Origin of the sequence: Chelativorans xinjiangensis (assembly GCF_009812055.1) — a bacterium.
GTDB lineage: Bacteria > Pseudomonadota > Alphaproteobacteria > Rhizobiales > Rhizobiaceae > Chelativorans > Chelativorans xinjiangense.
The window spans coordinates 1-24274 of record NZ_WQNH01000061.1 but is presented as its reverse complement, the minus strand read 5'-3'; the positions used below and the strand labels follow the sequence as shown (position 1 = coordinate 24274).

Annotated in this window: 21 protein-coding genes; 10 read left to right on the top strand and 11 right to left on the bottom strand. The window is 66.5% G+C overall.

What is annotated here, in order from left to right; translation table 11 throughout:
* Window positions 1–943: 943 nt before the first annotated feature.
* The 8 genes from phnE (GM910_RS24095) to hutI form a co-directional block, all read right to left on the bottom strand.
* Window positions 944–2494, bottom strand: a complete 1551-nt coding sequence (phnE, locus tag GM910_RS24095; RefSeq protein WP_159592677.1) for a phosphonate ABC transporter, permease protein PhnE — start codon at window positions 2492–2494, stop codon at window positions 944–946.
* Between the two features lies 1 nt (window position 2495).
* Complete coding sequence (gene phnE, locus GM910_RS24090; RefSeq protein WP_159592674.1) at window positions 2496–3464, bottom strand: phosphonate ABC transporter, permease protein PhnE; 969 nt, start codon at window positions 3462–3464, stop codon at window positions 2496–2498.
* A gap of 311 nt (window positions 3465–3775) precedes the next feature.
* Window positions 3776–4684 (bottom strand): phosphonate ABC transporter substrate-binding protein, encoded by a 909-nt coding sequence (phnD, locus tag GM910_RS24085; protein WP_159592671.1) that lies wholly within the window; start codon window positions 4682–4684, stop codon window positions 3776–3778.
* Between the two features lie 83 nt (window positions 4685–4767).
* Window positions 4768–5598 (bottom strand): phosphonate ABC transporter ATP-binding protein, encoded by an 831-nt coding sequence (phnC, locus tag GM910_RS24080; protein ID WP_159592668.1) that lies wholly within the window; start codon window positions 5596–5598, stop codon window positions 4768–4770.
* A gap of 143 nt (window positions 5599–5741) precedes the next feature.
* Window positions 5742–7415: a urocanate hydratase gene (hutU, locus tag GM910_RS24075; protein ID WP_159592665.1), complete on the bottom strand. Its 1674-nt coding sequence runs from the start codon at window positions 7413–7415 to the stop codon at window positions 5742–5744.
* Window positions 7412–8224: an N-formylglutamate deformylase gene (gene hutG, locus GM910_RS24070; protein ID WP_159592662.1), complete on the bottom strand. Its 813-nt coding sequence runs from the start codon at window positions 8222–8224 to the stop codon at window positions 7412–7414. Before hutG ends, hutU begins: the two co-directional genes overlap by 4 nt.
* Window positions 8221–9762 carry a histidine ammonia-lyase gene (hutH, locus tag GM910_RS24065; protein ID WP_159592659.1) on the bottom strand — a complete coding sequence of 514 codons (1542 nt, stop codon included), beginning with the start codon at window positions 9760–9762 and terminating at the stop codon, window positions 8221–8223. The genes hutG and hutH overlap by 4 nt, the downstream gene beginning before the upstream one ends.
* Before the next feature lie 319 nt (window positions 9763–10081).
* Window positions 10082–11290, bottom strand: a complete 1209-nt coding sequence (gene hutI / locus GM910_RS24060; protein WP_159592656.1) for an imidazolonepropionase — start codon at window positions 11288–11290, stop codon at window positions 10082–10084.
* Between the two features lie 83 nt (window positions 11291–11373).
* Between hutI and GM910_RS24055 the strand changes: the two genes are divergently transcribed.
* From GM910_RS24055 to GM910_RS24040, 4 genes are all read left to right on the top strand, one after another.
* The gene (locus tag GM910_RS24055) at window positions 11374–12738 is read left to right on the top strand and encodes a formimidoylglutamate deiminase (RefSeq protein ID WP_159592653.1); all 1365 of its coding nucleotides are present in this window, start codon (window positions 11374–11376) and stop codon (window positions 12736–12738) included.
* Entirely contained in the window at window positions 12735–13433 is a 699-nt protein-coding gene (locus GM910_RS24050) for a histidine utilization transcriptional repressor HutC (protein WP_159592650.1), read from the top strand. Before GM910_RS24055 ends, GM910_RS24050 begins: the two co-directional genes overlap by 4 nt.
* Window positions 13434–13520: 87 nt before the next feature.
* Complete coding sequence (rpe, locus tag GM910_RS24045; RefSeq protein WP_159592647.1) at window positions 13521–14192, top strand: ribulose-phosphate 3-epimerase; 672 nt, start codon at window positions 13521–13523, stop codon at window positions 14190–14192.
* Window positions 14193–14244: 52 nt separating this feature from the next.
* Window positions 14245–14802 (top strand): thioredoxin family protein, encoded by a 558-nt coding sequence (locus GM910_RS24040; protein WP_159592644.1) that lies wholly within the window; start codon window positions 14245–14247, stop codon window positions 14800–14802.
* Between the two features lie 36 nt (window positions 14803–14838).
* On the opposite strand, the gene polA is transcribed toward GM910_RS24040, so the two are convergent.
* From polA to GM910_RS24025, 3 genes are all read right to left on the bottom strand, one after another.
* Window positions 14839–17772, bottom strand: a complete 2934-nt coding sequence (gene polA, locus GM910_RS24035; RefSeq protein ID WP_159592641.1) for a DNA polymerase I — start codon at window positions 17770–17772, stop codon at window positions 14839–14841.
* A gap of 428 nt (window positions 17773–18200) precedes the next feature.
* Complete coding sequence (gndA, locus tag GM910_RS24030; protein ID WP_159592638.1) at window positions 18201–19616, bottom strand: NADP-dependent phosphogluconate dehydrogenase; 1416 nt, start codon at window positions 19614–19616, stop codon at window positions 18201–18203.
* 65 nt (window positions 19617–19681) lie between these two features.
* Window positions 19682–20110 carry a Fur family transcriptional regulator gene (locus GM910_RS24025; protein ID WP_159592635.1) on the bottom strand — a complete coding sequence of 143 codons (429 nt, stop codon included), beginning with the start codon at window positions 20108–20110 and terminating at the stop codon, window positions 19682–19684.
* 140 nt (window positions 20111–20250) lie between these two features.
* Here GM910_RS24025 and GM910_RS24020 point away from each other — a divergent pair, with 140 nt between their 5' ends.
* The 6 genes from GM910_RS24020 to GM910_RS23995 all read left to right on the top strand — a co-directional run bounded on the left by GM910_RS24020 (window position 20251) and on the right by GM910_RS23995 (window position 24129).
* Window positions 20251–20487 carry an Lrp/AsnC ligand binding domain-containing protein gene (locus GM910_RS24020; RefSeq protein WP_159592632.1) on the top strand — a complete coding sequence of 79 codons (237 nt, stop codon included), beginning with the start codon at window positions 20251–20253 and terminating at the stop codon, window positions 20485–20487.
* Between the two features lie 105 nt (window positions 20488–20592).
* Window positions 20593–21282, top strand: a complete 690-nt coding sequence (locus tag GM910_RS24015) for a D-lyxose/D-mannose family sugar isomerase (RefSeq protein WP_159592629.1) — start codon at window positions 20593–20595, stop codon at window positions 21280–21282.
* 10 nt (window positions 21283–21292) lie between these two features.
* Window positions 21293–21904 carry a nucleoside triphosphate hydrolase gene (locus tag GM910_RS24010; protein ID WP_159592626.1) on the top strand — a complete coding sequence of 204 codons (612 nt, stop codon included), beginning with the start codon at window positions 21293–21295 and terminating at the stop codon, window positions 21902–21904.
* 185 nt (window positions 21905–22089) lie between these two features.
* Window positions 22090–22512, top strand: a complete 423-nt coding sequence (locus GM910_RS24005; protein WP_246226327.1) for a hypothetical protein — start codon at window positions 22090–22092, stop codon at window positions 22510–22512.
* Between the two features lie 124 nt (window positions 22513–22636).
* Entirely contained in the window at window positions 22637–22912 is a 276-nt protein-coding gene (locus GM910_RS24000; protein WP_159592623.1) for an acyl carrier protein, read from the top strand.
* Between the two features lie 2 nt (window positions 22913–22914).
* Window positions 22915–24129: a beta-ketoacyl-[acyl-carrier-protein] synthase family protein gene (locus tag GM910_RS23995; protein WP_159592620.1), complete on the top strand. Its 1215-nt coding sequence runs from the start codon at window positions 22915–22917 to the stop codon at window positions 24127–24129.
* The last annotated feature ends 145 nt before the right edge of the window (window positions 24130–24274 follow it).

Sequence of the window (24274 nt, the reverse complement as noted above, 5' to 3'; positions counted from 1 at the left end):
GCTCAGGCGTAAAAGGGCCGGCTGGAGCACCGAATACCTCGCCTCAATCCTCGGCCAACTTCCCCGTTAACCCCGATTCGTAGCCCTGGCCGCGGATCCGGGTTCATGATCGTCAACGCTCTCCTTTGCGGATTCGCTCGGCAGGATGGTGAAGGCAGGCGCGCGCCATCGCCGCCACGCCCGCCTTCGCGTCTGGCCTCTTGGGTAAGTTGGGAAGCGGGGCGCGTTGTCCGAGCCACTCAATTTTTTTTAGGCGCGTCCAACGCGCCCCGCCGGAGTCTGTCCCGACAGTTGGCCGGTCACTCGGCCTCCCCGCCCTTCCCGGCTGCACCCGATTGGGGGCTTTGCCGGGCCGGACGAGAAGCCCTGGCGGCTTCTCCGCAATGCCGGCAACGCTGTCACCCAGCGCTCCCGGCACCGCCGGCCTGTCGCGGACCCTCAGGCCTCCGGGTACCGAGCCCGAAGGGGAGGTCTCCGCCGCTCTCCCGAACACCCGGTGCGCATCCGGTTCCCGCGAGAGCGATGGGGTGGATTGTAGGGGTGATCTGAGGAGGGGGGAGTATTTTCCCGCGAAAAAATTGGAGAATTTTTTCTGCAGTGAGTGAAACCAATGGGTTGTCGGGAAAGAAAAAAATTGTCGCCACATTTTATCCCCGCGCAGGCAAGGCATCGCCGGCTGAGGTGAAGGGCGCCCGCCGCCTTTCCAACGCGCGTCATCCCTACCCGCGCGCGTCATCCCACCCGCGCGCGCGTCATCCCCGGAAAGCCGAAAGGCTTGTCCGGGACCCATTCCGTGACTCGTCCACCTTCCGGAATGGGTCCCGGACAGTCTCCGCTTCGCTCCGACTTCCGGGATGACGCGCGCGCGGGTGGGGTGGGGATGACGGTGGGTGCGGGCTTGCGGGAGGGCGCGGCAGCGGGATTTGTCGCCGTTTGCGCGCCCTCAGCGGTTCTTCGTTCCCATGAGGCGGTGGCGGAGGGTGTTTGAGATGTTGTCGAAGACGAAGACGACGAGGAGAATCAAGAGCACCATGTAGGCAACGTTCTCCCAGTCGGAGTTGGTGCGCATGGCCTCCCACAGTTTTAGCCCGATGCCGCCGGCGCCGACCGCGCCGATGATTGTCGCCGAGCGCGTGTTCGATTCCCAGAAATAGAGCGACTGGCTGAGGAAGACCGGCAGGACCTGCGGCAGGACGCCGTAGCGCTGCACGGACGAGGGCGAGGCGCCGACGGAGCGCACGCCCTCGCGCTGCTTGTCGTCGATGTTCTCCAGCGCTTCGGAATAGAGCTTTCCGAAGGTGCCCGTGTCGGTGAAGAAGATTGCCGAGATGCCGGCGAGCGGGCCGGGCCCGAAGGCGCGGGTGAAGAACAGCGCCCAGATGAGCATGTCGACGGAGCGCAGGAAGTCGAAGAAACGTTTGAAGAGGAAATTGGCGGCGCGGCTCGGATAGATGTTGCGCGCGGCGGCGAAGGAAAGGGGAAAGGCGATGAGCGTGGCCAGGACCGTGCCGGCGAAGGCCATGACGATTGTCTGCAAAAGCTTCAGCCACACGTCGCCGTGCTGCCAGTCGGCATTGTTGAGGAAATTGTCAAAGGCGAGCGCGGCGTTGGATTTCTGCGGGTTGAGCCGCTCGCCGAACAGGACGAGCCGGGCGACCTCGCCGGCCGGCAGGCCCCAGAAGGGCGAGCGCGTGTCGAAGAAAAAGTTCTCCCAGCCGAGAAAGCGACGGCGGATCTTCACCTCGTCGTCCTCGATCTCCGCCCGGCCGGCGAAACCGAAGCGGACGATCACCTTTGCACCCGGCTCGCGCTGGAAGGCCCAGACCGGCAGGGCGCCGCGCGGCTCTACGCGCTCACCGCCGGCGATGTCGAGAACGAGCGTCTCATCGCCGCGGGTGACGCTCACCACTCCCGGCGCGACGTCGATATGGCTTTGCGGGGAGAAGCGGACGCTGGCTTCCACCACCGCTTCCTCGCGCCGCGTCTGCGGCGTCGGAGCGCGCGGGGTATCCCCCGCGGGCGCCGCGCTCCCGGCCGCGTTGCCGACCGGGCCGAGGAAGCTGCCGCTGCCGCCCTTGGCGTTGGCCTCTGGGAGGCTGCCCAGGAACCCGGCGCCGGAGGTGGCGCCGGCCTCGGCATCTCCGCTTTCGGCGCGGATTTCGACGGTCGCGCTGCGCCTCGTCAGCCAGTCCGGATCGGGGTTCTCGCCGAGCGGCGAAAAGCGCGGGAAGGAGACCTCCAGATAGTCGTCGCGGTACTCGATATCGGGACGCACCTCGTAGGAGACCCAATCCGCCAGATAGGCGCCGGCGATATTCCAGTTGGCATTGGCGACGACCTGGCCGATGGAGAAGAACGACCAGGCGAAGACGAAATAGAAGACGACGCCGAGGGCGACGAGCCATCCGGTCACCCGCTTCCTCATGGAGCCGGCGAAGACCTGTGGATGACGGGCGATCAGTTCCCGGGTTTGCGCGGTGTCGAGATGGGTCATGTCAGCCTCCGCGCCCGAATTCGAAGGCCTGGTCGCCGACGAGGCGCCGCCTGAGCCAGGCCGAGAACTGGTCGACGGCGACGATGGTCGAGAACAGCAGGAGGACGATCGCCAGTGTCTTGGCTTCGTGCGTCTGGCTGATGGAAAGGCGCAGCGTCTCGCCGATGCCGCCGCCGCCGACGGCGCCGATGATGGTCGAGGCGCGCACGTTGATCTCCAGCCTCAGCAGCGCGTAGCTCAGGAAGTTTGGCATCACCTGCGGCACGATGGCGAACCAAACGCGCTCGACCCAGTTGGCGCCCGCCGCCCTCAGCCCCTCCTCCGGCCGCATGTCGGCGTTCTCCACCACCTCGAAGAACATCTTGCCGAGCGCGCCGATGGTGTGGATCGCCACCGCGATGATGGCCGGCACCGCGCCGAGCGACAGGATCGCCAGGAAGAAGCCGGCGATGACGATTTCGGGAAAGGCGCGCAGCACCTCCATGAAGCGGCGCACGAAGAAACGCAGCCAGCGCCGCGTCGTGAGATTGGCGGCGGCCAGGAAACACAGGACGAAACCCAGCCCGAAGCCGATCAGCGTCGCCACCAGGGCGATATTGATCGTCTCCAGCATCTTGTAGAAATATTCCGGCAGGTAGAGGGTTTCGGTGAGGTACACCCGGCCTTCCGGGTAGTTGTATTTCAGGCTGCCGTCGTCATAGGGCGAGGGCAGGTCGAAGAGCGCCCGCCAGACCTCCCAGCCGTCGCGCGGCGTGAGCTGGCCGACGAAATCGAAGAAATAGGGCAGCCGGTCGAAGAACTTGCCGGCGTTGGACGCGTTGGCGAACCACAGTGACCCGCCCATGGCCAGCACCATGAAGGCGATGCCGCCGATGGTGTAGAGCCGGCGCCGCGCCGCCAGCGCCTGCCAATGCTGCTCGATCGACTGGGCAGCCGGCGACAGGGCGGGGCCGTGGGTGGTGGTGCTCATGGGGTTTGCGAGAGTGTTTTGTCTTTGAGTGGGTTCGATGGGTGGAAGGTTGGCGCCCTTTCGCGCCCCCCTCTGTCCTGCCGGACATCTCCCCCGCGAGGGGGGAGATCAGCCGGCGCGGCGACTTTCGCCAATCGCCAGCGTCGCAGAACAGGTGCCGCAGCAAGCGGCCGGCGCAATCTCCCCCCTCGCGGGGGAGATGTCCGGCAGGACAGAGGGGGGCGCGACAGAGCGCCGACAGACAAGTCCATCCGAATACGGCCTGTTCCAAAAAAAGCGCCGCCAGGGCTGCTGGCGGCGCTTTTGGTTGCTTACGAGCCGATCTGCGAACGGCGGGCGTCGATGATGGGCTGGTAGAAGGCCGGCGTGACCTCGGTGTAGCCCGTGAAGTCGCCGCCCTGGATGGCGGAGAAGCATTCGGGGTCGCTCTCGGGAAGCTCCATCATGAACGTCTTGAAGGTTTCCTTCATGTCTTCGTTCATGGAGGTGCGCACGACGATGGGGCCGTTGGGGATGAGCGGGGACTTCCAGATTTCCACCAGGTCGTCCATGTCGAGAACGCCCTTCTCGACCATCTTGTGCAGGTTGCCGGAGGTGTAGCCTTCGGAGAAATCGCCGACGCCGGAGGCCCAGGTGGTGCCGGCGTCGAAGGTGCCCTTGACCACCTCGAGCACCAGGTTCTCGTGGCCGCCGCCGAAACCGGTCTCGGAGAAATAGTCGTCGATGGTCGAACCGATCGCCTGCGGCAGCGTCACCGCCGGAACGAGATAGCCGGAGGTGGAGTCGGGATCGGCGAAGCCGAGCTTCTTGCCCTTCAGGTCTTCCAGCGTGCGGATGCCCGAATCCTTGCGCGCCACCATCACCGAATGATAGCCGGTCGAGCCGTCGGTCTGCACGGTGGTGAGGATCGGGTCGACGGCCTCGGGGTCTTCCAGATAGACCTTGGCATAGGCCGAGGCGCCGAGCTCCGCATAGTCCAGCGTGCCGCCGAGGAGGCCCTGGACGACGCCGTCATAGTCGGAAGCCGGGAACAGCGAGACCTTCTCGACGCCCAGAACTTCCGGCAGCTTGTCCACCATGCATTGGAAGTTGCGCATGCGGTCGGCCTCGTTCTCGCCGCCGAGGATGCCGATGCGGAACTCCTTGAGGTCCTCGGCCTGCGCCGTGCCGGCCATAAGCGCCGTAAAGGCGGCGGCGGCCATCAAAGCTTGCTTCAACATGTCCGTCTCTCCTGTCTCGTGCCGGCGCGCCGGCGGTATGGTTTTGTCGTTGCGGGCCCGTTACGTGGGCGGGACGCCTCGCGCTAGTCGGCGAGGGCGGGCTCGAATACGCGCCCGTGATACGGCTCGGCCGGTGTCTGGATGCTGGTCGAGGTGATGGTTTCGGAAACGGCGTCGCCGCCGTCAGCTCCGTAAATCCGCTGCACGGCCTCCGCCGTCAGCGCTTCGGGCGCACCGTCGAAGACGACGGCGCCCCCGGCCATGCCGATGATGCGCGTCGAATAGTGGCGGGCCGTGTCCAGCGTGTGCAGGTTGGTGATGACGGTGATGCCCTCGCGGGCGTTGATATCGGCAAGGGAATCCATCACCACCTTGGCGTTGAGCGGGTCGAGGGAGGCGATCGGCTCGTCTGCCAGGATCACTTTCGGCTCCTGCATGAGCGCGCGGGCAATCGCCACGCGCTGCTGCTGGCCGCCGGAAAGAGTGCCGGCCTGCTGCAGGGCCGTGTGGGCGATGTCGAGCCGTTCGAGGGCGGCGATCGCCTGGATGCGCTCGTCGCGCGAATAAAGGCTCAAGAGGTTGAGCGCCGTCGGGCGGTGGTTGAGCCGGCCGAGGAGGACGTTCGTGAGCACATCGAGTCGGGGGACCAGGTTGAACTGCTGGAAGATCATGGCGCAGTCGCGCTGCCAGCGCCTGAGGGCCGCACCCTTGAGCGCCGAAACCTCGACGCCCTGGAAGGCGATCGACCCCTCGCTCGGGTCGATGAGCCGGTTGATCATGCGCAGAAGCGTCGACTTGCCGGCACCGGAGCGGCCGATGATGCCCACCATCTGGCCTTCGTCGATCTCGACATCGATGCCGTCGACGGCAACGGTCTTACCGAACCGGCGCGTGACGCCGCGAATTTCGAGCATGGCAAATCCCCGTTTGGACTTTTCCGTCCTTGTTGGGGAATCGCCTAGCGCCCGCGCATGAAGTTGCGATGTCGGCTGTGTGTCGGTTTCGTTACAATCCACCGATGGGCCACCGGCGGACCACCGGGCGGGCCGGCGCCCGTTCAGTTTCCGAGGATTGCCGGCAGGCGCAGCCCTTTTTCCCGCGCGCAGTCGAGCGCCTCTTCGTAGCCGGCGTCGGCGTGGCGCATGACGCCGGTGGCGGGGTCGTTCCACAAGACGCGTTCGATGCGCCTGGCCGCGGCCTCCGTGCCGTCGGCGCAGATCACCATGCCGGCGTGCTGGGAAAAGCCCATGCCGACGCCGCCGCCATGGTGCAGCGACACCCAGGTGGCGCCGGAGGCGCAGTTGAGGAGCGCATTGAGCAGCGGCCAGTCGGAGACGGCGTCGGAGCCGTCCTTCATGGCTTCGGTTTCGCGGTTGGGCGAGGCGACGGAACCGGAGTCCAGGTGATCGCGGCCGATGACGACCGGCGCCCTCAATTCGCCGTTGGCCACCATCTCGTTGAAGGCGAGGCCGAGGCGGTGGCGGTCGCCCAGGCCCACCCAGCAGATGCGGGCCGGAAGACCCTGGAAGGCGATGCGGTCGCGCGCCATGTCGAGCCAGCGGTGCAGATGGTTGTTATCCGGCAAAAGTTCCTTCACCTTCTCGTCGGTGCGGTAGATGTCCTCGGGGTCGCCGGAAAGGGCGGCCCACCGGAAGGGGCCGATGCCACGGCAGAAGAGCGGCCGGATATAGGCCGGCACAAAGCCGGGGAAGGCGAAGGCGTTCTCGAAGCCTTCGTCCTGCGCCACCTGGCGGATGTTGTTGCCGTAGTCGACGGTGGGAACGCCTCGGTTCCAGAAGGCGACCATTGCCTCGACGTGCTCGCGCATCGAGGCGCGGGCGGCTTTCTCGACGGCCTTGGGATCGCTCTCGCGCTTCTGGCGCCATTCGGCCAGCGACCAGCCCTTGGGCAGGTAGCCGTTGAGGGGGTCGTGCGCCGATGTCTGGTCGGTGACGATGTCGGGCCTGACCCCGCGGCGCACGAGCTCGGGCACGATCTCGGCCGCGTTGCCGAGGAGCCCCACCGACTTCGCCTCGCCGGCGCTCGTCCAGCGCTCGATGATGGCGAGCGCTTCCTCGAGGCTGGTCGCCTTCTCGTCAAGGTAGCGGGTGCGCAGGCGGAAATCGATGCGGCTCTCCTCGCACTCGACGGCGAGGCAACAGGCGCCGGCCATGACGGCGGCGAGCGGCTGCGCACCGCCCATGCCGCCGAGCCCGGCGGTGAGGATCCATTTGCCCTTGAGATTGCCGCCATAGTGCTGGCGCCCGGCCTCGGCAAAGGTCTCGTACGTGCCCTGCACGATGCCTTGAGTGCCGATATAGATCCACGAGCCGGCGGTCATCTGGCCGTACATCATCAGGCCGGCGCGGTCGAGCTTGTTGAAATGGTCCCAGTTGGCCCAGTGCGGCACGAGATTGGAATTGGCGATCAGCACGCGCGGGGCGTCGGCATGGGTGCGGAAGACGCCGACCGGCTTGCCGGACTGGACGAGCAGGGTCTCGTCCTCTTCGAGGGTCTTCAGCGTGGAAACGATACGGTCGAAATCGTCCCATGTGCGGGCGGCGCGGCCGATGCCGCCGTAGACGACAAGCTCGTTCGGGTTCTCCGCCACCTCGGCGTCGAGATTGTTCATCAGCATGCGGAGCGGCGCTTCCGTGAGCCAGCTTTTGGCGTTCAGTTCCAGGCCGCGCGGCGCTTTCACCTGGCGGATGTTGTGGCGCGGGTCGGTCATCGCTCGGTGTCCTCCTTCAGGGAATGCGCAATCGCTTCGAGCCGCTCCAGAATGGCGCGCAGATGCGGGCGCAGGCGGCGGGCTTTCGTCTCGTCATAGGCGAAGGGCTCGCTCTCGCTTGCGAGGTAGGTCGACTGGGCAAGCTCCATCTGGATGGCGTGGACGCCTTCATGGGGCTGTCCGTAGTGCCGCGTCGTCCAGCCGCCGCGGAAGCGGCCGTTGAGCACGCTGGAATAGGCCTCCGCGCCGATGCAGATCTCCGCCACCGCCGCTTCGATCTCCGGCGCGCAGGTCGCGCCGTTGTCGGTACCGATATTGAAGTCCGGCAGCGTGCCGTCGAAGAGGAACGGGCAGTGGGAGCGGATCGAGTGGCAGTCGTAGAGGACGACGACGCCATGGAGCGCCTTCACGCGGGCGATCTCGGCTTCGAGCGCCGCGTGGTAGGGGCGATGAAAGGCGGTGAGCCGCGCCTGGATCCCGGCGTCGTCGGGCTCCGCGCCTTCCCGCCAGAGAGGCTGGTTGTCGAAATCGGTGAGCGGCACGAGGCCGGTGGTGTTCTGCCCCGGATAGAGGCTCGCGCCGGAAGGGTCGCGGTTGGCGTCTATGACGTAGCGATGGAAGGTGGCGCGTACGGTGGTCGCGTCGGGGAGCAGGTCCCGATAGAGGTCGTGGATGTGCCAGTCCGTATCGCGCAGTTTTTGTCCTTCCTCGTTCAGCAGTGCTTGGATTTCCTCCGGCACGCTGGTGCCCGTGTGGGGCAGGCCAAGGATGACGGGCGATGTTCCCTGCACGACTTCGACCGGTTTCACGGCTCGCTCCTCAGTTCCGGCAATATGCCCGGCGTCACACTGGCGTTGAGCCCGCCCGAGCGCACCAGCGCGATTGCCGCTTCGAGGTCGGGCGCCATGAAGCGGTCTGCTTCGAGGCCCGGTACAACGGCGCGGATGGCGGCGTGGGCTTTCTGAAGCTCCGCGCTGGTCTTCAACGGGGCGCGCAGGTCGATGCCCTGCGCCGCCGTTACCGCCTCGATGCCGACGATGCCGAAGAGATTTTCCGTCATCGCCAGAAGCCGCCTTGCGCCGTGGCAGGCCATGGAGACGTGGTCCTCCTGATTGGCCGAGGTGGGGGTGGAATCGACCGAGGCCGGATGCGCCATCTGCTTGTTTTCCGACATCAGGGCGGCCGAGGTGACCTCGGCGATCATCAGGCCGGAGTTGAGCCCGGGCTGCCTTGCGAGGAAGGCCGGCAGGCCGAAGGAGAGCGCGGGATCGACCAGAAGGGCGATGCGGCGCTGAGCGATGGCGCCGATCTCGCAAATGGCGAGCGCGATCTGATCTGCGGCGAGCGCCACCGGCTCGGCATGAAAGTTGCCGCCCGAGACCACCTGGCCGTCCGACAGCACAAGCGGATTGTCCGTCACGGCATTGGCCTCAACGGTCAGCGTGCGCGCGGCCTGGCGCAGGATATCGAGGCAGGCGCCGTCGACTTGGGGCTGGCAGCGGATGCAGTAAGGGTCCTGCACGCGCTCGTCGCCCTCGCGGTGGCTCTCGCGGATTTCCGAGCCGTCGAGCAGCTTCCAAAGGGCGGCCGCCGTGTCGATCTGGCCGCCGTGGCCGCGCAGGGCGTGGATTTCCGGGTGGAAGGGGGCGGAGGAGCCCATGGCCGCGTCGGTCGACAGCGCGCCGGTGATCAGCGCCGAGCGGGCGGCGCGATGGGCGCGGAAAAGGCCGGCAAGCGCCAGCGCGGTGGAGACCTGCGTGCCGTTGATGAGCGCCAGCCCCTCCTTGGCGGCAAGCACCACCGGGGAAAGCCTTGCCTTTGCCAGTGCTTTATTAGCCGGCAATCTTTCACCGTCATGCCAGGCTTCGCCTTCGCCGATCATCGCCGCCGCCAGGTGGGCGAGGGGGGCGAGGTCGCCGGAGGCGCCGACGGAGCCTTTTTCGGGGACGACGGGGATGACGCCGCGCGCCGGCATCTCCTCTAGGAGCCGGACGATCTCCATGCGCACGCCCGAGGCGCCGCGGCCAAGCGACATCAATTTAAGCGCCATGACGAGGCGCACGACGTCCTCGCTCAAGGGGGCGCCTACGCCGCAGCAGTGGGAGAGGATGAGGTTGCGCTGGAGCCTCGCCACGTCTTCGGTCGGAATACGCACGCTGGCGAGCTTGCCGAAGCCGGTATTGACGCCGTAGACGGCGGCCTCGCCGCCGGCGATCTCGGCGATGCGGGCTGCGGAAGCCTCGACGGCCGGGTGGCAGGCGGGATCGAGACGCAGCGGCTGCTTTTCCCGCCAGATACGCTCCAGCGTAGAAACAGAGACGGCACCGGGGGTGAGGGTGAGTGTCATCGCGATGCCGCTCCCCTGGCTGTGGTTGGCGCCGAAGACCCGCTCACCAACTCCGCTTCCACCTTCGCCCTTCGGGCTTCGGTGGACAGATACGTGGGGCCAACCCTCCCTGTCCGAGGCGGGGTTATCGCATACCAGTCATTTTTGCCGGCTTCGCCGGAACCCCCACCCCTCACCCCTCCCCTCAAGGGGGAGGGGGATGACGACGTGCTCGACCTGCCTCCCTCCCCCTTGAGGGGAGGGATTGAGGGTGGGGGTACGATCAAGGACTCAGAACCCATATGTGATTGCTCTGTCGTCGGAGGGGGAGAGGAAGGGGTCATGCACCATCTCCACGAATGAGCCGATGCAGCGGATTGAAGCCGACGCGATAGGCGAGTTCGGCCGGGTGCTCGACGTCCCAGACGGCGATCTCGGCGCGTTTTCCCGCTTCGATGGTGCCGATATCCTGCCCGAGGCCGAGGGCGCGGGCGGCTTCGCGGGTGGCGCCGGCCAATGCCTCCTCAGGGGTGAGGCGGAAGAGGGTAGAGGCCATGTTCATTGCCAGAAGCAGGGAGGAGAGCGGCGAGGAGCCGGGGTTGCAGTCGGTGGCGACCGCTATTCGCACGCCGGCCGCGCGCAGGCCGGCGACGGGGGGCGCCTGGGATTCGCGCAGGGTGTAGAAGGCGCCGGGGAGGAGCACGGCCACCGTGCCGCTCCGTGCCATGGCGGCGATCCCCTCTTCGTCCAGATATTCCAGATGGTCGGCGGAAAGCGCATGGTAGCGGGCGGCGAGCTTGGCGCCGCCGAGATTGGAGAGCTGTTCGGCGTGGAGCTTCACCGGCAGGCCCAGTGCCCGTGCCTTGTCGAAGACGCTGGCGATCTCCCCGGGCGAGAAGGCGATGGTTTCGCAAAAGCCGTCGACGGCGTCCGCCAGCCCTTCGGCGTGCGCGGCCTCCATGCCCGGCAGCACCACCTCCTCGATATAGGCGCCGGTGCGGCCCCGATATTCCGGCGGCACGGCGTGGGCGGCGAGATAGCTGGTCTTCACCCGTATCCGGCGCGTCTCGCCCAGCCGCCGCGCCGCGCGCAGCATCTTTAATTCATCCGCGATGGACAGCCCGTAGCCGGACTTCACCTCCACCGTCGCCACCCCCTCCGCCATCAACGCGTCGAGCCGCGGCAGGGCGGCGGCGACGAGCGCCTCCTCGTCCATGCGCCGCGTGGCGGCGACCGTGGAGACGATGCCGCCGCCGGCGCGCGCGATCTCCTCGTAGGTCGCGCCTTGAAGGCGCATCTCGAACTCGCGGGCGCGGTCGCCGCCGTGGATGAGGTGGGTGTGGCAATCGATGAGGGCGGGGGTCGTCAGGCGCCTGCCGAGCTTCGTCCGCTGGGCGCCCGCCCAGTCGCCGGGCAGCGCCGCGCGCGGCCCGGCCCAGGCGATGCGGCCATCCTCGACGGCGATTGCCGCATCCTCCACGAGCCCGTAGGGTGCGCCGCCGGGCACCATGCCGGCGAGCCTTGTTTCGGTGAAAACCGTGCGCTTCATCGCTTGAGGAGACCTGCCGCTTTGTCTAGACTTGATATGATTATGTCTATACAAATTGATTTCTAGCTCCGGACCGCCGCCGCATGCAAGAGATTTTCGCCCGAACCGCGCTGACGCTCCAAGGCTGGCGGGACGATGTGCGCGTGACGATCGGCGGCGACGGCCGCATCGTCTCGGTCGTGCCGGGCGCTGAGCCGGGCGCGGCCGACGTCGTGCCGGTGCTCCTGCCGGCGCTTTCCAACCTGCACAGCCACACCTTCCAGCGCGCCATGGCGGGACTTGCCGAGCGCCGCAGCCAGAAGGGCCGCGACAGCTTCTGGACGTGGCGCGAGGTCATGTACCGCTTCCTAGACCGGCTTTCGCCCGACGATGTGGAGGCCATCGCCGCCTTCGCTTTCATGGAAATGCTCGAAGCGGGCTTTTGTGCCGTCGCCGAGTTCCATTATGTGCACCACCGGGCGGGCGGGGCGCCGTATGCCGATATCGCCGAGCTTTCCGGCCGCATTGCCGCTGCTGCGGGGCAAACGGGCATCGGGCTGACGCTTCTGCCCGTACTCTACCGCTATGGCGGGGCGGATCGCCGCCCGCTCGCGGGCGGGCAACTGCGCTTTGGCAACGATCCGACGGCCTTCGATAACCTTCTGACGCGGGCGGGGGAGCATATGGCGCGGCTTCCCGGCGATCGGGTGCTCGGCGCGGCCGCCCACTCCTTGCGCGGCGCCGGCATCGAGGACATACGCGCGGCCATGGCGCTGCGGCCGGATACGCCCTTCCACATGCACATTGCCGAGCAGGAGCCGGAAATCGACGAGATCCTGGCCGCGCACGGCGCCCGGCCGGTCGAATATCTGCTCGGCGAGGCGGCGGTGGACAAGCGCTGGTGCCTTATCCATGCCACGCATATGAACGCGATGGAGACGGAGCGCCTTGCGCGCTCCGGCGCGGTGGCGGGGCTGTGCCCCATTACCGAGGCCAATCTGGGCGACGGCATCTTCAACGCTCCCGCCTTCCGGCAGGCCGGCGGGCGGCTCGGTATCGGCAGCGATTCCAACGTTCGCATCTCGGTGGCGGAGGAACTGCGCCAGTTCGAATATTCGCAGCGGCTGAAGCACCGGGCGCGCGCCGTGCTGGCGGAGGCGGGCGGCTCCTGCGGGCGAGCGCTCCATGATGCCGCGCTTGCCGGCGGCGCACAGGCGCTCGGCCGGGATACGGGCGCTTTGGAAGCCGGCAAATGGGCGGATCTGGTGGCGCTCGATCCTGCCGCGTTCGCGGGCGTGGGGCACGGCGATGCCGTTCTCGACGGCTGGCTCTTCGCCGGCGGCAACGAGGCGGTGAGGGACCTCTGGTCGGCGGGGCGCCATGTGGTGCGCGGCGGCCGCCATATCGCCCGCGAGGCGATCGCGGTGCGCTATGCCGCCACGCTCAAGGCGCTGGTGGCGGACCTGTGACCGGCACGCGCTCGTCCTTCCGCGCCATCCGCGACGAGATGGCCCGGCGCATTGCCGAAAGGCTGTGGCTGCCGGGCGCCCTCATCCCCGGCGAGGAGGTGCTGGCGCGCGAGTTCGGCGCCGCGCGCGCCACCGTCAACCGCGCCTTGCAGGAGCTTGCCCGCGCCGGGCTGGTGGAACGCCGCCGCCGCGCCGGCACGCGCGTGGCGCTGCATCCCGTGCGCGAGGCGCGCTTCGTCATCCCCCTGGTGCGCCAGGAGATCGAAGCGCGGGGGGCGGAGTATCAGTACCGCCTCCTGAGCCGCGGGGAGGCGGCCCCGCCGGAGATCGTGCGGGCGCGGCTCGGCCTCGAGGCGACGGCATCGCTCGTCCACGTCCGCTGCCTGCATCTGGCAGACCGCGTGCCCTACCAGTTCGAGGATCGCTGGATCAATCCCGATGTCGTTGCGGCGGCGCGCGAGGCCGACTTCGCGGGCATAAGCCCCAATGAATGGCTGGTGGAGCACGCTCCCTTCACCGATGCCGAGTTCACCTTCCGCGCCGCGGCCGCGAGCGCGGAGGAGGCGGCGGTGATGCAACTGCGCGAGGGAGAGCCGGTCTTCGTGGGTGAGCGCATCACCTGGCTGGGCGAGCGCCCCATCACGCTCGTGCGCATGGTGCACCCCTCCTCGCACCGCATGGTCACACGACTATGAGACGGGTCGACAAGGCTGGGCCCAGAAGTTAGAGCGGTGTTGTGCCTTACATCGGTAACGCGCCTCCCGCCGACCAGAGGAACGCCCATGCCCGCCAGACGGCCACTCACCATCGCCCCTTCGATCCTCTCTTCGGACTTCTCGCGCCTTGGCGAGGAGGTGGAGGCGGTGGCCACCGCCGGGGCGGACTGGATCCATCTCGACGTCATGGACGGCCACTTCGTGCCCAACATCACCTTCGGCCCGCCGGTGGTCAAGGCGATCCGGGACCGCACGAAAAAGGTGTTCGACTGCCATTTGATGATCGCCCCGGCCGATCCCTATCTCGCCGCCTTCGCCGAGGCGGGCTGCGACGTCATCACCGTGCACGCCGAGGCCGGCCCGCATCTCCACCGCTCGCTGCAGACCATCCGCGGGCTCGGCAGGAAGGCCGGCGTGTCGCTCAACCCGTCGACGCCGGAAAGTGTGATCGAATATGTGCTGGACGAGGTTGATCTCGTCCTTCTGATGACGGTTAATCCGGGTTTCGGCGGCCAGGCCTTCATCCCGTCCGTGGTTGAAAAGGTCCGCCGCGTCCGCGCCATGGCCGGCGACAGGCCGATCGACATCGAGGTGGACGGCGGCATTTCCGCTGAGACGGCGGGCGCGGTGGTCGAGGCCGGCGCCAACGTGCTGGTGGCGGGCTCCGCCGTCTTCAAGGGCGGCGAGGCCGCCTACGCGCAAAACATCGCCGCCATCAGGAAGGCGGCAGGCGGCTGACGACCGGCCCTTGCCCGCCGTGGCGGCAGACAGACAGACGGAGGAAAAGACAATGGCAGCTGTTCCACCTGTTTGCGATTTCGGCTGGCCGGCGGTCGACGCCACGTTGCCGGGGACCGATGGTCAAACCCACCGCATCTTCGATGAGGCCGGCCCGAACGGATTGGTGGTCGTCTTTATCTGCAACCACTGCCCCTATGTGAAAGCAGCGATTCCCCGCATCGTGCGCGATGCCAAGGACCTTAAGGCGCAGGGCATCGGCTTCGTCGCCATCAGCGCGAACGACGCCGCGACATATCCCGAGGATTCCTTCGACAAGATGGCGGTGTTCGCGCGCGAGCACGGCTTTCCTTTCCCCTATCTTTATGATGAGGATCAGAGCGTAGCGCGCGCCTATGACGCGGTCTGCACGCCGGATTTCTTCGGCTTCAACAAGGACTTGAAGCTGCAGTACCGCGGCCGGCTCGACGCCGCACGCACCGGGCCGGCAGCGCCAGACCTGAGGCGTGATCTCTACGAGGCGATGGTCCAGGTGGCCGAGACGGGGAAGGGGCCGAAAGAGCAGATCCCGTCGATGGGCTGCTCGATCAAGTGGAAGGACGCGGCCTGAGGCTTGAGCCTGCGCCGCGCGGTGAGGCGGCACATCTCAGTGCGCCTCTTCCCAGTTGTCCGCCGCCCGCGCGTCCACCTTCAGCGGCACGGAAAGTGCGCGGGCGGGCCAAGCGGCGCCTTCCATCACCGTGCGGATGACGGGAATGGCGTGCTCCACGGCCTCTTCCGGCGCTTCGAAGATCAGCTCGTCGTGCACCTGCAGGAGCATCTGGACGTCGCCCAGCCCGTTATCGGCGAGGGCGGCATCCATGCGCATCATGGCGCGGCGGATGATGTCGGCGGCCGAGCCCTGGATGGGCGCGTTGATGGCCGCGCGCTCGTTGAAGGCGCGGACGGAGGGGTTTGAGGAGCGGATTTCGGGATAGTGGGCGCGGCGGCCGAAGACGGTCTCCACATAGCCCTTGTCGCGGCAGAAGGCTTTCGTGCGCTCCATATAGTCCTTGATGCCGGGAAAGCGCTCGAAATAGCGCTTGATATAGGCGCCGGCCTCTTCGCGCGGGATGGCGAGCTGGTTGGCGAGCCCGAAGGCCGAGATGCCGTAGATGATGCCGAAATTGATGGCCTTGGCGCGCCGGCGCACCTCGCCCGGCATGCCTTCGACCGGCACCCCGAACATCTCCGAGGCCGTCATGGCATGGATGTCCAGCCCGTCGGCGAAGGCCTGTTTCAGCTGCGGAATGTCGGCCACGTGGGCGAGCACCCTGAGTTCGATCTGGCTGTAGTCGGCCGAGATCAGCTTGCGGCCCTCGGGCGCCACGAAGGCGGTGCGGATCTTGCGGCCCTCGGCCGTGCGCACCGGGATGTTCTGCAGGTTGGGCTCGGAGGAGGAGAGCCGTCCCGTGCTCGTGGAGGCGAGCGAATAGGAGGTGTGCACCCGGCCGGTCTCGGGGTGGATGTAGCCCGGCAGCGCGTCCGTATAGGTGGATTTCAGCTTGGTGACCTGACGCCAGTCGACGATCTTGCGCGGCAGCTCGTGGCCGGCCGTGGCGAGCTCCTCCAATACCTGGGCGGAGGTCGACCATTGGCCGGACTTGGTCTTCCCGCCGCCCGGCAGGCCCATTCTCCCGAACAGGATCTCGCCGAGCTGCTTTGGCGAGCCGATGGTGAAGCGACTCCCGGCGAGCGCGTAGATCTCCTCCTCCATCGCCGCCGCCGTCTGCGCGAAATCGCCGGACATGCGCGACAGGATCTGCCGATCGACCGTGATGCCGCGATGCTCCATGCGCCCGACGACCGAGATCATCGGCCGCTCCAGCCGCTCGTAGACCGAGACCAGGCCCTTGGCCGCCAGCTGGGGCTTCAGCACCTTCCACAGCCTGAGCGTCACGTCGGCGTCCTCGGCGGCATAGATGGTGGCGCGCTCGACATCCACCATGTCGAATGTCACGCGCGCCCGGCCGGAACCCGTCAACTCCTTGTAGGAAAGCGGCGTGTGGCCGAGCCAGCGCTCCGACAGCGCGTCCATGCCGTGCGCCTGGGTGCCCGCCTCAATCACGTAGGAGATGAGCATCGTGTCGTCGTAGGGGGCGATCTCGATGCCGAGCCGGAAGAGGAGGAGCCAGTCAAATTTCAGGTTCTGGCCGATCTTCAGCACCGAGGGGTCCTGCAAGAGCGGCCGGAGGACGGCAAGCGCCGCTCCCTCCTCGATCTGCCCGTCGATGAGCCCGCCGCCCAGAAGATCGTTAGCGCCGTTCTTGTGCGACAGCGGCACATAGGCGGCGCGCCCTGGCGCGGTGGCGAGCGAAAAGCCGCACAGCTCCGCCTGCATGGGGTCGAGCGAGGTCGTCTCCGTGTCGAAGGCGACAAGTCCTGCCTCGCGCGCCTCTTCCACCCAATGATTGAGCGTCTCCAGGTCGCGGATGCAGATATAGCCGGAGTGGTCGATGGGTTCGGCCGTCGCCGCTTCCGCCAGTTTCTTCGCCAGCTTCTCTGGCGTATCGGCCCCATCCGTCCGGTCGGGCGCCACCTCGCCCTCCGCGCCGGGCTCCTCGGTGCCGGAGGCGGGCACCGTCAGGTCCGGCCCGTGGGTCGCCACCGCTTCCACTTCCAGGGCGGCGGGCTCGATCTCGGCGGCGTCCGCCCCGGTGGCCTCCGCCACCCGCCGCGTCAGCGACGAGAATTCCATCGCCTTCAAAAAAGCGATCAGCTTCGGCCCGTCCGGCGGGTTGAGCGCCAGCCTGTCGACGCCGTCCTCGACAGGCACGTCGTTCTTGAGGCGCACCAATTCGCGGGAAATCCGCGCTTTCTCGGCGAATTCGATGAGGTTCTCGCGTCGCTTGTTCTGCTTGATCTCGCCGGCGCGGGAAAGCAGCGTGTCGAGATCGCCATATTCCTCCAGAAGCTGGGCGGCCGTCTTCGCCCCGATGCCGGGAACGCCGGGCACGTTGTCGATGGAATCGCCGGCCAATGCCTGCAGATCGACCATCTTTTCCGGCGGCACGCCCCACTTCTCGATCACTTCCGGCACGCGGATCTCGCGGTCCTTCATGGGGTCGTACATGGAGACGCACGGCCCCACGAGTTGCATCAGGTCCTTGTCCGAGGAGACGATGGTGGCATCGCCGCCGGCTTCCACGGCAAGCCGCGCATAGGTGGCGATGAGATCGTCCGCCTCAAAACCCTCCATCTCGATGCAGGGCAGGTCGAAGGCGCGGGTGGCCTCGCGGATGAGGCCGAATTGCGGGATGAGATCTTCCGGCGGCTCGGAGCGGTTGGCCTTGTATTCGGGGTAGATCTCGTTGCGAAAGGTTTTGGAGGAATAATCGAAAATGACGGCGAAATGGGTGGGCGTGACCCCCACATCCGTGTTGCGGGCATCGCGCAACAGCTTCCACAGCATGTTGCAGAAGCCCGAGATGGCGCCGACCGGCAGCCCGTCGGACTTGCGCGTCAACGGCGGAAGAGCGTGATAGGCCCGGAAAATATAGCCCGAGCCGTCGACCAGGAAGAGATGATCGCCTTTTTTCATGGGTGAACGGGTAGCGCGGCGTGTTTCTTCTGTCCATGGCAAAGGCGCGCGGGAAGCGCTGCCTGCCGCCAAATGGTGACGCCAGCTTCATCAGGTAACGGAAATATTACGAATGTGTAACCTAATCGCCCTTGAATAGCCATTTTGGCGCACAACATATCCCTGTATCGGCAATATTCCGCCGAAAAAGTCCGGGAAAGGCCCGTCCCCCGCCTGAACCGGACATAAAAAGCGGCAGCCTAACCCCCCTCTCCGGGCTGCCGCACAAATACTGAAAAGGCCGCCGTGGCTTCCCCTCCGCCACGGCGGCACTTTTGTCTCTAGACCAGTTCATCGTTTCATGGAATCGATGAACTGGTCTAACTCCTTGTTTTGTCGCAATTCCGGACGGAAAACCGGTTTCCACTTTTCCTGGAATTGCTCTACGTTTACGATTCGTGCCAGTTTCCGTGGTGGCTGCCTTCGCTGTCCACACGCTCGAAACCGTGCGCGCCGAAGAAGTCGCGCTGGGCCTGGATGAGGTTTGCCGTGCCGCGGGCGCGGCGGAACGTGTCGAAATGGGCAAGGGCCGCCGACAGCGCGGGCACGGGAAGCCCGGCCTCCACACTGCGCGCGACAACGCGCCGCAGATGCGGGTGCGCGGCCTCGATCAGCGGCGCGAAGGCGGGCGTCACCAGAAGGTTCTCGATCTCCCGCGCCTCGTCGAAGGCCGCCGCCATCTCGCCCAGGAACTGCGAGCGGATGATGCAGCCGGCGCGCCAGATGCGCGCCACCGTGCCGAGCGGCAGGGTCCAGCCGAACTCGCGCGAGGCCGCGGCCATGACGGAAAACCCTTGCGCATAGGCGACGATCTTGCCGGCGAAAAGCGCTTGCTCGAGAATGGCCAGCGCCTCCTCGCTCGCCGGCCCGGCGGCGGGAGCAGGCGTGCCGAAGCGCCTTTCCGCCGCCTCGCGCTCCTCTTTCAAGGCCGAAAGACTGCGCGCGGCGACCGCCGCCTCGATGGCCGTTGCCGGAATCCCCAGCGTCTGCGCCTCGATGGCCGACCAGCGCCCCGTGCCCTTCTGGCCGGCGCGGTCGAGGATCATGTCCACCATCGGCTGGCCGGTGGCCGGATCGTCCGCTGCAAGCACCGCCGCCGTGATCTCGATGAGATAGGAGTTGAGGCGGCCCTCGTTCCATTTGGCGAAGATCGGCGCGATCTCGCCCGCCGACAGGCCATGCCCATCGCGCAGGATGCCGTAGATCTCGGCGATCATCTGCATATCGGCATATTCGATGCCGTTGTGGATGGTCTTGACGAAATGTCCCGCCCCGTCCGGGCCGAGCCATGCCTGGCAGGCTTCGCCCTCATAGCGGGCGGCAATGGCCTGAAGGATGGGCTCGATGCGCCGGTAGGACTGCTCCTCGCCGCCCACCATGATCGACGGCCCGTGGCGCGCGCCCTCCTCGCCGCCGGAGACACCCATGCCGACGAATTGCGGCCCGCCCTCGGCCAACGCCGCCATGCGCCGCCGCGTGTCGCGGAAATTGGCGTTGCCGGCATCGATGATGATGTCGTCACGGGCAAGCAGGGGCTTCAGCGCGTCGATCTGCTGGTCCACGGCCTCGCCTGCCTGAACCATGAGGATGATCGGCCGCGGCAGGGCGATCGCGTTGGCCAGCGCTTCTAGCGTCTCGCACGGGACGATGTTTTCGGCCAGTGGCCCGGCCTCCTCGACGAAGGCGTGGGTGCGCGATGTCGTGCGGTTGAAGACGGCGACCTTGAAGCCCTTCTCCGCGATGTTGAGCGCCAGATTCGCGCCCATCACTCCAAGGCCGATCAGGCCGATATCTGCTTTACTCATGGATTGTTTCCGTCCCTAGCGCGCCAGACGGGCGCTTTTCCTGGTTAGTATATCTTTCGAATTCGTCACCGCCGGCGCCGCTTCCTGCCGTAGAGCTCCAGCCGGTGGTGGACGATCTCGTAGCCGAGCGAGCGGGCGATCTCGTCCTGCAGCGCCTCGATCTTGCGGGAATGGAACTCGATCACGTCGCCGGTGTCGATATCGATGAGGTGGTCGTGATGGCCGCCGCCCGCCTGCTCGAAGCGCGAGCGCCCGCCCTCGAAGGCATGGCGGTGGATCGCCCCCATCTCCTCCAGAAGCTTCATCGTGCGGTAGACGGTCGATAGCGAGATGCTGGGGTCGATCTCCACAGCGCGATTGAAGATTTCCATCGCGTCCGGGTGATCCTCCGTCTCCGAGAGGATGCGCAGGATAACCTGCCGCGGCCGGGTGATTCGCACTCCGGCGCGGCGCAGCCTTTCCTCGTAATCCTTGTTTTGCACTGCTTCGGCCATGGCCGGGACTATGCTTCAGAAAGCGCACGTTGCAAAGGCCGCACCGTGCCGTGCCAACAGCGGATTGGACCGGTTGACAGAGCCGCGGGATAGGCCGACTTTCGCTTCCGTCGAGGAGCCAAGCCCGTCGGAAGGACATCATGAGACCCGTCTTCGTTCAGTTGCGTTGCGAGCCAGGCAAGACTTACGCGGTGGCCGACGAGCTCTACAGGCGCGAAATCGCCTCCGAGCTCTATTCCACCAGCGGCGAGTACGACCTTCTGCTCAAGGTCTATATCGAGGACGGCGTGGACATCGGCAAATTCATCAACGAGAACATCGCCGACACGCCCGGCATCGTCCGCTCGCTCACCACGCTGACCTTCAAGGCGTTCTGAGGGCAAGGCCTTCTGAGGGCGCTCCATGCGCGCGGGCTTGGCGGCAGCGCCCGCTTCCTGTACCACGCGCGTCGACAATCGATATCCGTGCGAGGAGGAGTTGCGATGAAACGGTCCAGGGTCAACGACATCCTGCGCGAGGGCGCCGGCTTCATTCGCTCTTTCGGCTACGCCCTGCCGCCCTTCGCCGACTGGACGCCTGACGACATGAAGGCGCGCCGCGCCGAGATCGGCGGCATCGTCGACGCCAGGCTCGGCTGGGACATCACCGACTACGGCGTCGGCGATTTCCCCAACAAGGGCCTTTTCCTCTTCACCGTGCGCAACGGCGACGCGGCGGCCCTGAAGGAGGGGCGCGGCATGCTTTACGCGGAAAAGATCATGATTTCCCGGCGCGACCAGATCTCGCCCATGCACCGCCATGTGGTGAAAGCCGAGGACATCATCAATCGCGGCGGCGGCACGCTGTGCATCCAGCTCTACGCATCCGAAGCGGACGGCACGATCGACAGGAAAGCGCCTGTTTCGGTCCCCACGGACGGTATCGTCCGCCACTTCGATGCCGGCGGGATCCTGCGGCTTTCCCCCGGCGAGAGCGTGACGCTGCTGCCCGGCGTGTGGCACGAGTTCTGGGGCGAGGGCTCGGATGTCCTCATCGGCGAGGTCTCGACCGTCAACGACGACCTCACCGACAACATCTTCGCCGAGCCCATCGATCGCTTTTCCGAGATCGAGGAGGACGAGGAGCCATACCGCCTGCTCGTCTCCGACTATCCGAAGTGGCTTGGCGCCTGAGCGGCCCGGCGTGGACAACACCAGCCTCATAGATGCCATCCTGGCGCGCGCGGAAGCCGCGCCGCGCCTCATGGTCGCCATCGCCGGGCCGCCGGGATCGGGCAAGTCCACCCTGGCCGCCACCGTCGCCGACACGCTTCACAGGCGCGGTGCGGCGGTGGCCGTGGTGCCGATGGACGGCTTTCACTATGACGACGCGGTTTTGAAGGCGCGGGGCCTCGCCAGCCGCAAGGGTGCGCCGGAGACGTTCGATTTCGCCGGCTTCCACGCGCTCCTGAAGCGCATCCGGGCGCGCGAGCCGGAGGTTGCTATTCCGCTGTTCGACCGTAACATGGAGCTTTCGCGCGCCGCCGCGGCGGTTGTCGAGGCGGATACGCGTATGATTCTGGTGGAAGGGAACTATCTGCTGCTCGACGAGCGGCCATGGGCGGAACTGACGGGGCTGTTCGACTTTACGGTCTATCTGGACGTGCCGCGCGCCGAGCTCGAGCGTCGTCTCCTCGCCCGCTGGCATGGCCATGGCCGCGCCGCCGAGGCCGCCCGCCGCTGGGTGGAGACGAACGACCTGCCGAACGCCGACCGGGTGATGAGCCGGCGCCGCAAGGCCGACATGGTCCTGTGATCGGCAGAATGGGATCAAGGCCTGCCCTTTGCATATGGCGGAACACAGCCCATATGCGAGGCGTTGCAGGTTTGAGCGCTGGCCGTTGAACAGCAAGGAGCTAATTGATGCATGTTATGGAAATAGCCGGTCCCGCGGCTTCTGCGACACCCCTGGAAAGGGCACTGCCGTTCCTGGTGGCGCTGATGTTCCTGATCGCGCCGCTCGCCAATCCGCCGCTGCTTGCCCAGGGCCTCGACAGCGAGGAGTCGATCGACGCTATCGTCGGTTCCGACGTGAAAACGGGGGAAGCGGCGAACGAGGAGCAAGCCGAACGCGTCGTGGCGGCGATCGAAAACACGATTGCGAGCGCCGAGAGCGTGCGCAAGGCTTTCAACCTCAACACGCTGGAGATCGTGTTCCTGCCCGGGGATACGGAAACCGGGCCGATTGGCGAGGCGGTCGCCGAGCACAGGGAAGAGATAGTGGCGCTGCAGGAATCGATTGAAGGCAGCGCCATGTTCTACCACGCCGTCGATTCACGCTCGATCATGCTACGCGACATTGTCGCGGTGGAGTTCGGCGACAATGACGTCGTAACCATCTTCGTTAATGGACGCGAGCGATAGGGGCTTGTGGCCCCGCCTGGATTGGGGTCTTATTCGACGGAAGGGCGAAGACTGAATCCCTCACCGGTTGGCGTGAGAGCGGCTGGCGGGGCGGGTGATGTCGAAACCCTCGGAGGGGAGATCCATGGACGTGTCGGACCAGCAGCAACGGGACGCCTTGGGCGAGAGCATTCTCGCCAAGATCAAGACCCATGCCGAGGGCGATACCTCCGGCATCACCCTTGCTACCCCGCTCAATGACCTCGGCATCCATTCGCTGGAGTTGACGGAGATCATCTTCGATCTGGAAGAGGAGTACGGCATCGAGATCGACATGAACACGGCCGATGCCTGGGAGAATCTCAGCACGGTAAGCGATATCGTGGCGGCCGTGCGGGCGCTGGTGGCTAGCAAATCCTGATCATGCCAGTGCCGCGCATCGTCATAACCGGGCTCGGCGGCATCTGCTCGCTGGGCACGGATGCCGGCGCCATCTGGCAATCGATGCGCAAGGGGCGTGCGGCGATAGGCCCGATAGAGAACGCCGACCTGCACGAGGTGAAGATCAAGATCGGCGCCGAGATCAAGGCTCTGCCGGAGCACGGCATCGAGCACAAGCGCCTGGTGACCATGGACCGCTACAGCCTGCTGGCGGTCATCGCCGCGAAAGAAGCTCTGGCGCAGTCTATGCTGACGGTCGATGGCGGGAACGCCCATCGCGTCGGCGCCGTCATCGGCGTCGGCGTGTGCGGTTGGCACTCCATCGAGGCAAGCTACCGCGCAATCCTGCTGGAGGGTAAAAGCCGCACCGACATCTTCACCGTGCCGCGCGTCATGCCGGGCGCGGCGGCCGGCCAGGTGTCGATGGTGCATGGGCTTACCGGCCCCGTCTTCGGCGTCACCTCTGCCTGCGCGTCCTCCAATCATGCCATCGCTACGGCGGTGGACCAGCTTCGCCTCGGCCGCGCCGACGTCATGCTGGCCGGCGGTGCGGATGCACCGCTGGTCTATGGCGTCATGAAAGGGTGGGAAGCCCTGCGCGTATTGGCGCCGGACACCTGCCGGCCCTTCGCGGACGGCCGGAAGGGGCTGGTGCTCGGCGAAGGCGCCGGCATCGTCGTTCTGGAGACGCTCGACCACGCGCGGGCGCGGGGCGCGCCGATCCTCGCGGAACTGGCCGGCGTCGGCATGTCGGCGGATGCCGTCGATATCGTCGCGCCCACCGTCGAAGGGCCTGCGCGGGCGATGCAGGCATGCCTCGCCGAGGCCGGGCTGGCGGCAGAAGAGGTCGATTACATCAACGCCCACGGCACCGGAACGAAGGCCAACGACCGGCTGGAAACCGAAGCCATCAAGCGCGTCTTCGGCATTCATGCGCGGAAGCTCTCCGTCTCCTCGACCAAATCCATGCACGGCCACTGCCTCGGCGCGTCCGGCGCCATCGAGCTGATCGCCTGCATCAACGCCGTGCGCGAGGGCCTCGTGCCGCCGACCGCAAACTACAGCGCGCCGGATCCCGACTGCGATCTCGACGTGACCCCCAATGAGCCGCGACGGCGCCCCGTGCGCGCCGCCATCAGCAACGGCTTCGCCTTCGGCGGCACCAACGCCGTCGTCGCCGTACGCGAATTCGGCTGAGCGCCTGGTTTTACCGTTACGATTTACCGCCACCCCTCAAAGGTGCGAGACAAGCCCCACTAGTTGTTTGATCCCGCATTTTGATGGTGCATTGTTTTCCCAGGAATGGAAGGATGCACTATGGGACAGGTTCTTCACGGCAGCG

What these genes read in the sequence shown, in the direction of transcription:
- phnE (WP_159592677.1), bottom strand. Translation starts at nt 2,494, where the DNA reads ATGACCCATCTCGACACCGCGCAAACCCGGGAACTGATCGCCCGTCAT.
- phnE (WP_159592674.1), bottom strand. Translation starts at nt 3,464, where the DNA reads ATGAGCACCACCACCCACGGCCCCGCCCTGTCGCCGGCTGCCCAGTCG.
- phnD (WP_159592671.1), bottom strand. Translation starts at nt 4,684, where the DNA reads ATGTTGAAGCAAGCTTTGATGGCCGCCGCCGCCTTTACGGCGCTTATG.
- phnC (WP_159592668.1), bottom strand. Translation starts at nt 5,598, where the DNA reads ATGCTCGAAATTCGCGGCGTCACGCGCCGGTTCGGTAAGACCGTTGCC.
- hutU (WP_159592665.1), bottom strand. Translation starts at nt 7,415, where the DNA reads ATGACCGACCCGCGCCACAACATCCGCCAGGTGAAAGCGCCGCGCGGC.
- hutH (WP_159592659.1), bottom strand. Translation starts at nt 9,762, where the DNA reads ATGACACTCACCCTCACCCCCGGTGCCGTCTCTGTTTCTACGCTGGAG.
- hutI (WP_159592656.1), bottom strand. Translation starts at nt 11,290, where the DNA reads ATGAAGCGCACGGTTTTCACCGAAACAAGGCTCGCCGGCATGGTGCCC.
- GM910_RS24055 (WP_159592653.1), top strand. Translation starts at nt 11,374, where the DNA reads ATGCAAGAGATTTTCGCCCGAACCGCGCTGACGCTCCAAGGCTGGCGG.
- rpe (WP_159592647.1), top strand. Translation starts at nt 13,521, where the DNA reads ATGCCCGCCAGACGGCCACTCACCATCGCCCCTTCGATCCTCTCTTCG.
- GM910_RS24040 (WP_159592644.1), top strand. Translation starts at nt 14,245, where the DNA reads ATGGCAGCTGTTCCACCTGTTTGCGATTTCGGCTGGCCGGCGGTCGAC.
- polA (WP_159592641.1), bottom strand. Translation starts at nt 17,772, where the DNA reads ATGAAAAAAGGCGATCATCTCTTCCTGGTCGACGGCTCGGGCTATATT.
- gndA (WP_159592638.1), bottom strand. Translation starts at nt 19,616, where the DNA reads ATGAGTAAAGCAGATATCGGCCTGATCGGCCTTGGAGTGATGGGCGCG.
- GM910_RS24025 (WP_159592635.1), bottom strand. Translation starts at nt 20,110, where the DNA reads ATGGCCGAAGCAGTGCAAAACAAGGATTACGAGGAAAGGCTGCGCCGC.
- GM910_RS24020 (WP_159592632.1), top strand. Translation starts at nt 20,251, where the DNA reads ATGAGACCCGTCTTCGTTCAGTTGCGTTGCGAGCCAGGCAAGACTTAC.
- GM910_RS24015 (WP_159592629.1), top strand. Translation starts at nt 20,593, where the DNA reads ATGAAACGGTCCAGGGTCAACGACATCCTGCGCGAGGGCGCCGGCTTC.
- GM910_RS24005 (WP_246226327.1), top strand. Translation starts at nt 22,090, where the DNA reads ATGTTCCTGATCGCGCCGCTCGCCAATCCGCCGCTGCTTGCCCAGGGC.
- GM910_RS24000 (WP_159592623.1), top strand. Translation starts at nt 22,637, where the DNA reads ATGGACGTGTCGGACCAGCAGCAACGGGACGCCTTGGGCGAGAGCATT.
- GM910_RS23995 (WP_159592620.1), top strand. Translation starts at nt 22,915, where the DNA reads ATGCCAGTGCCGCGCATCGTCATAACCGGGCTCGGCGGCATCTGCTCG.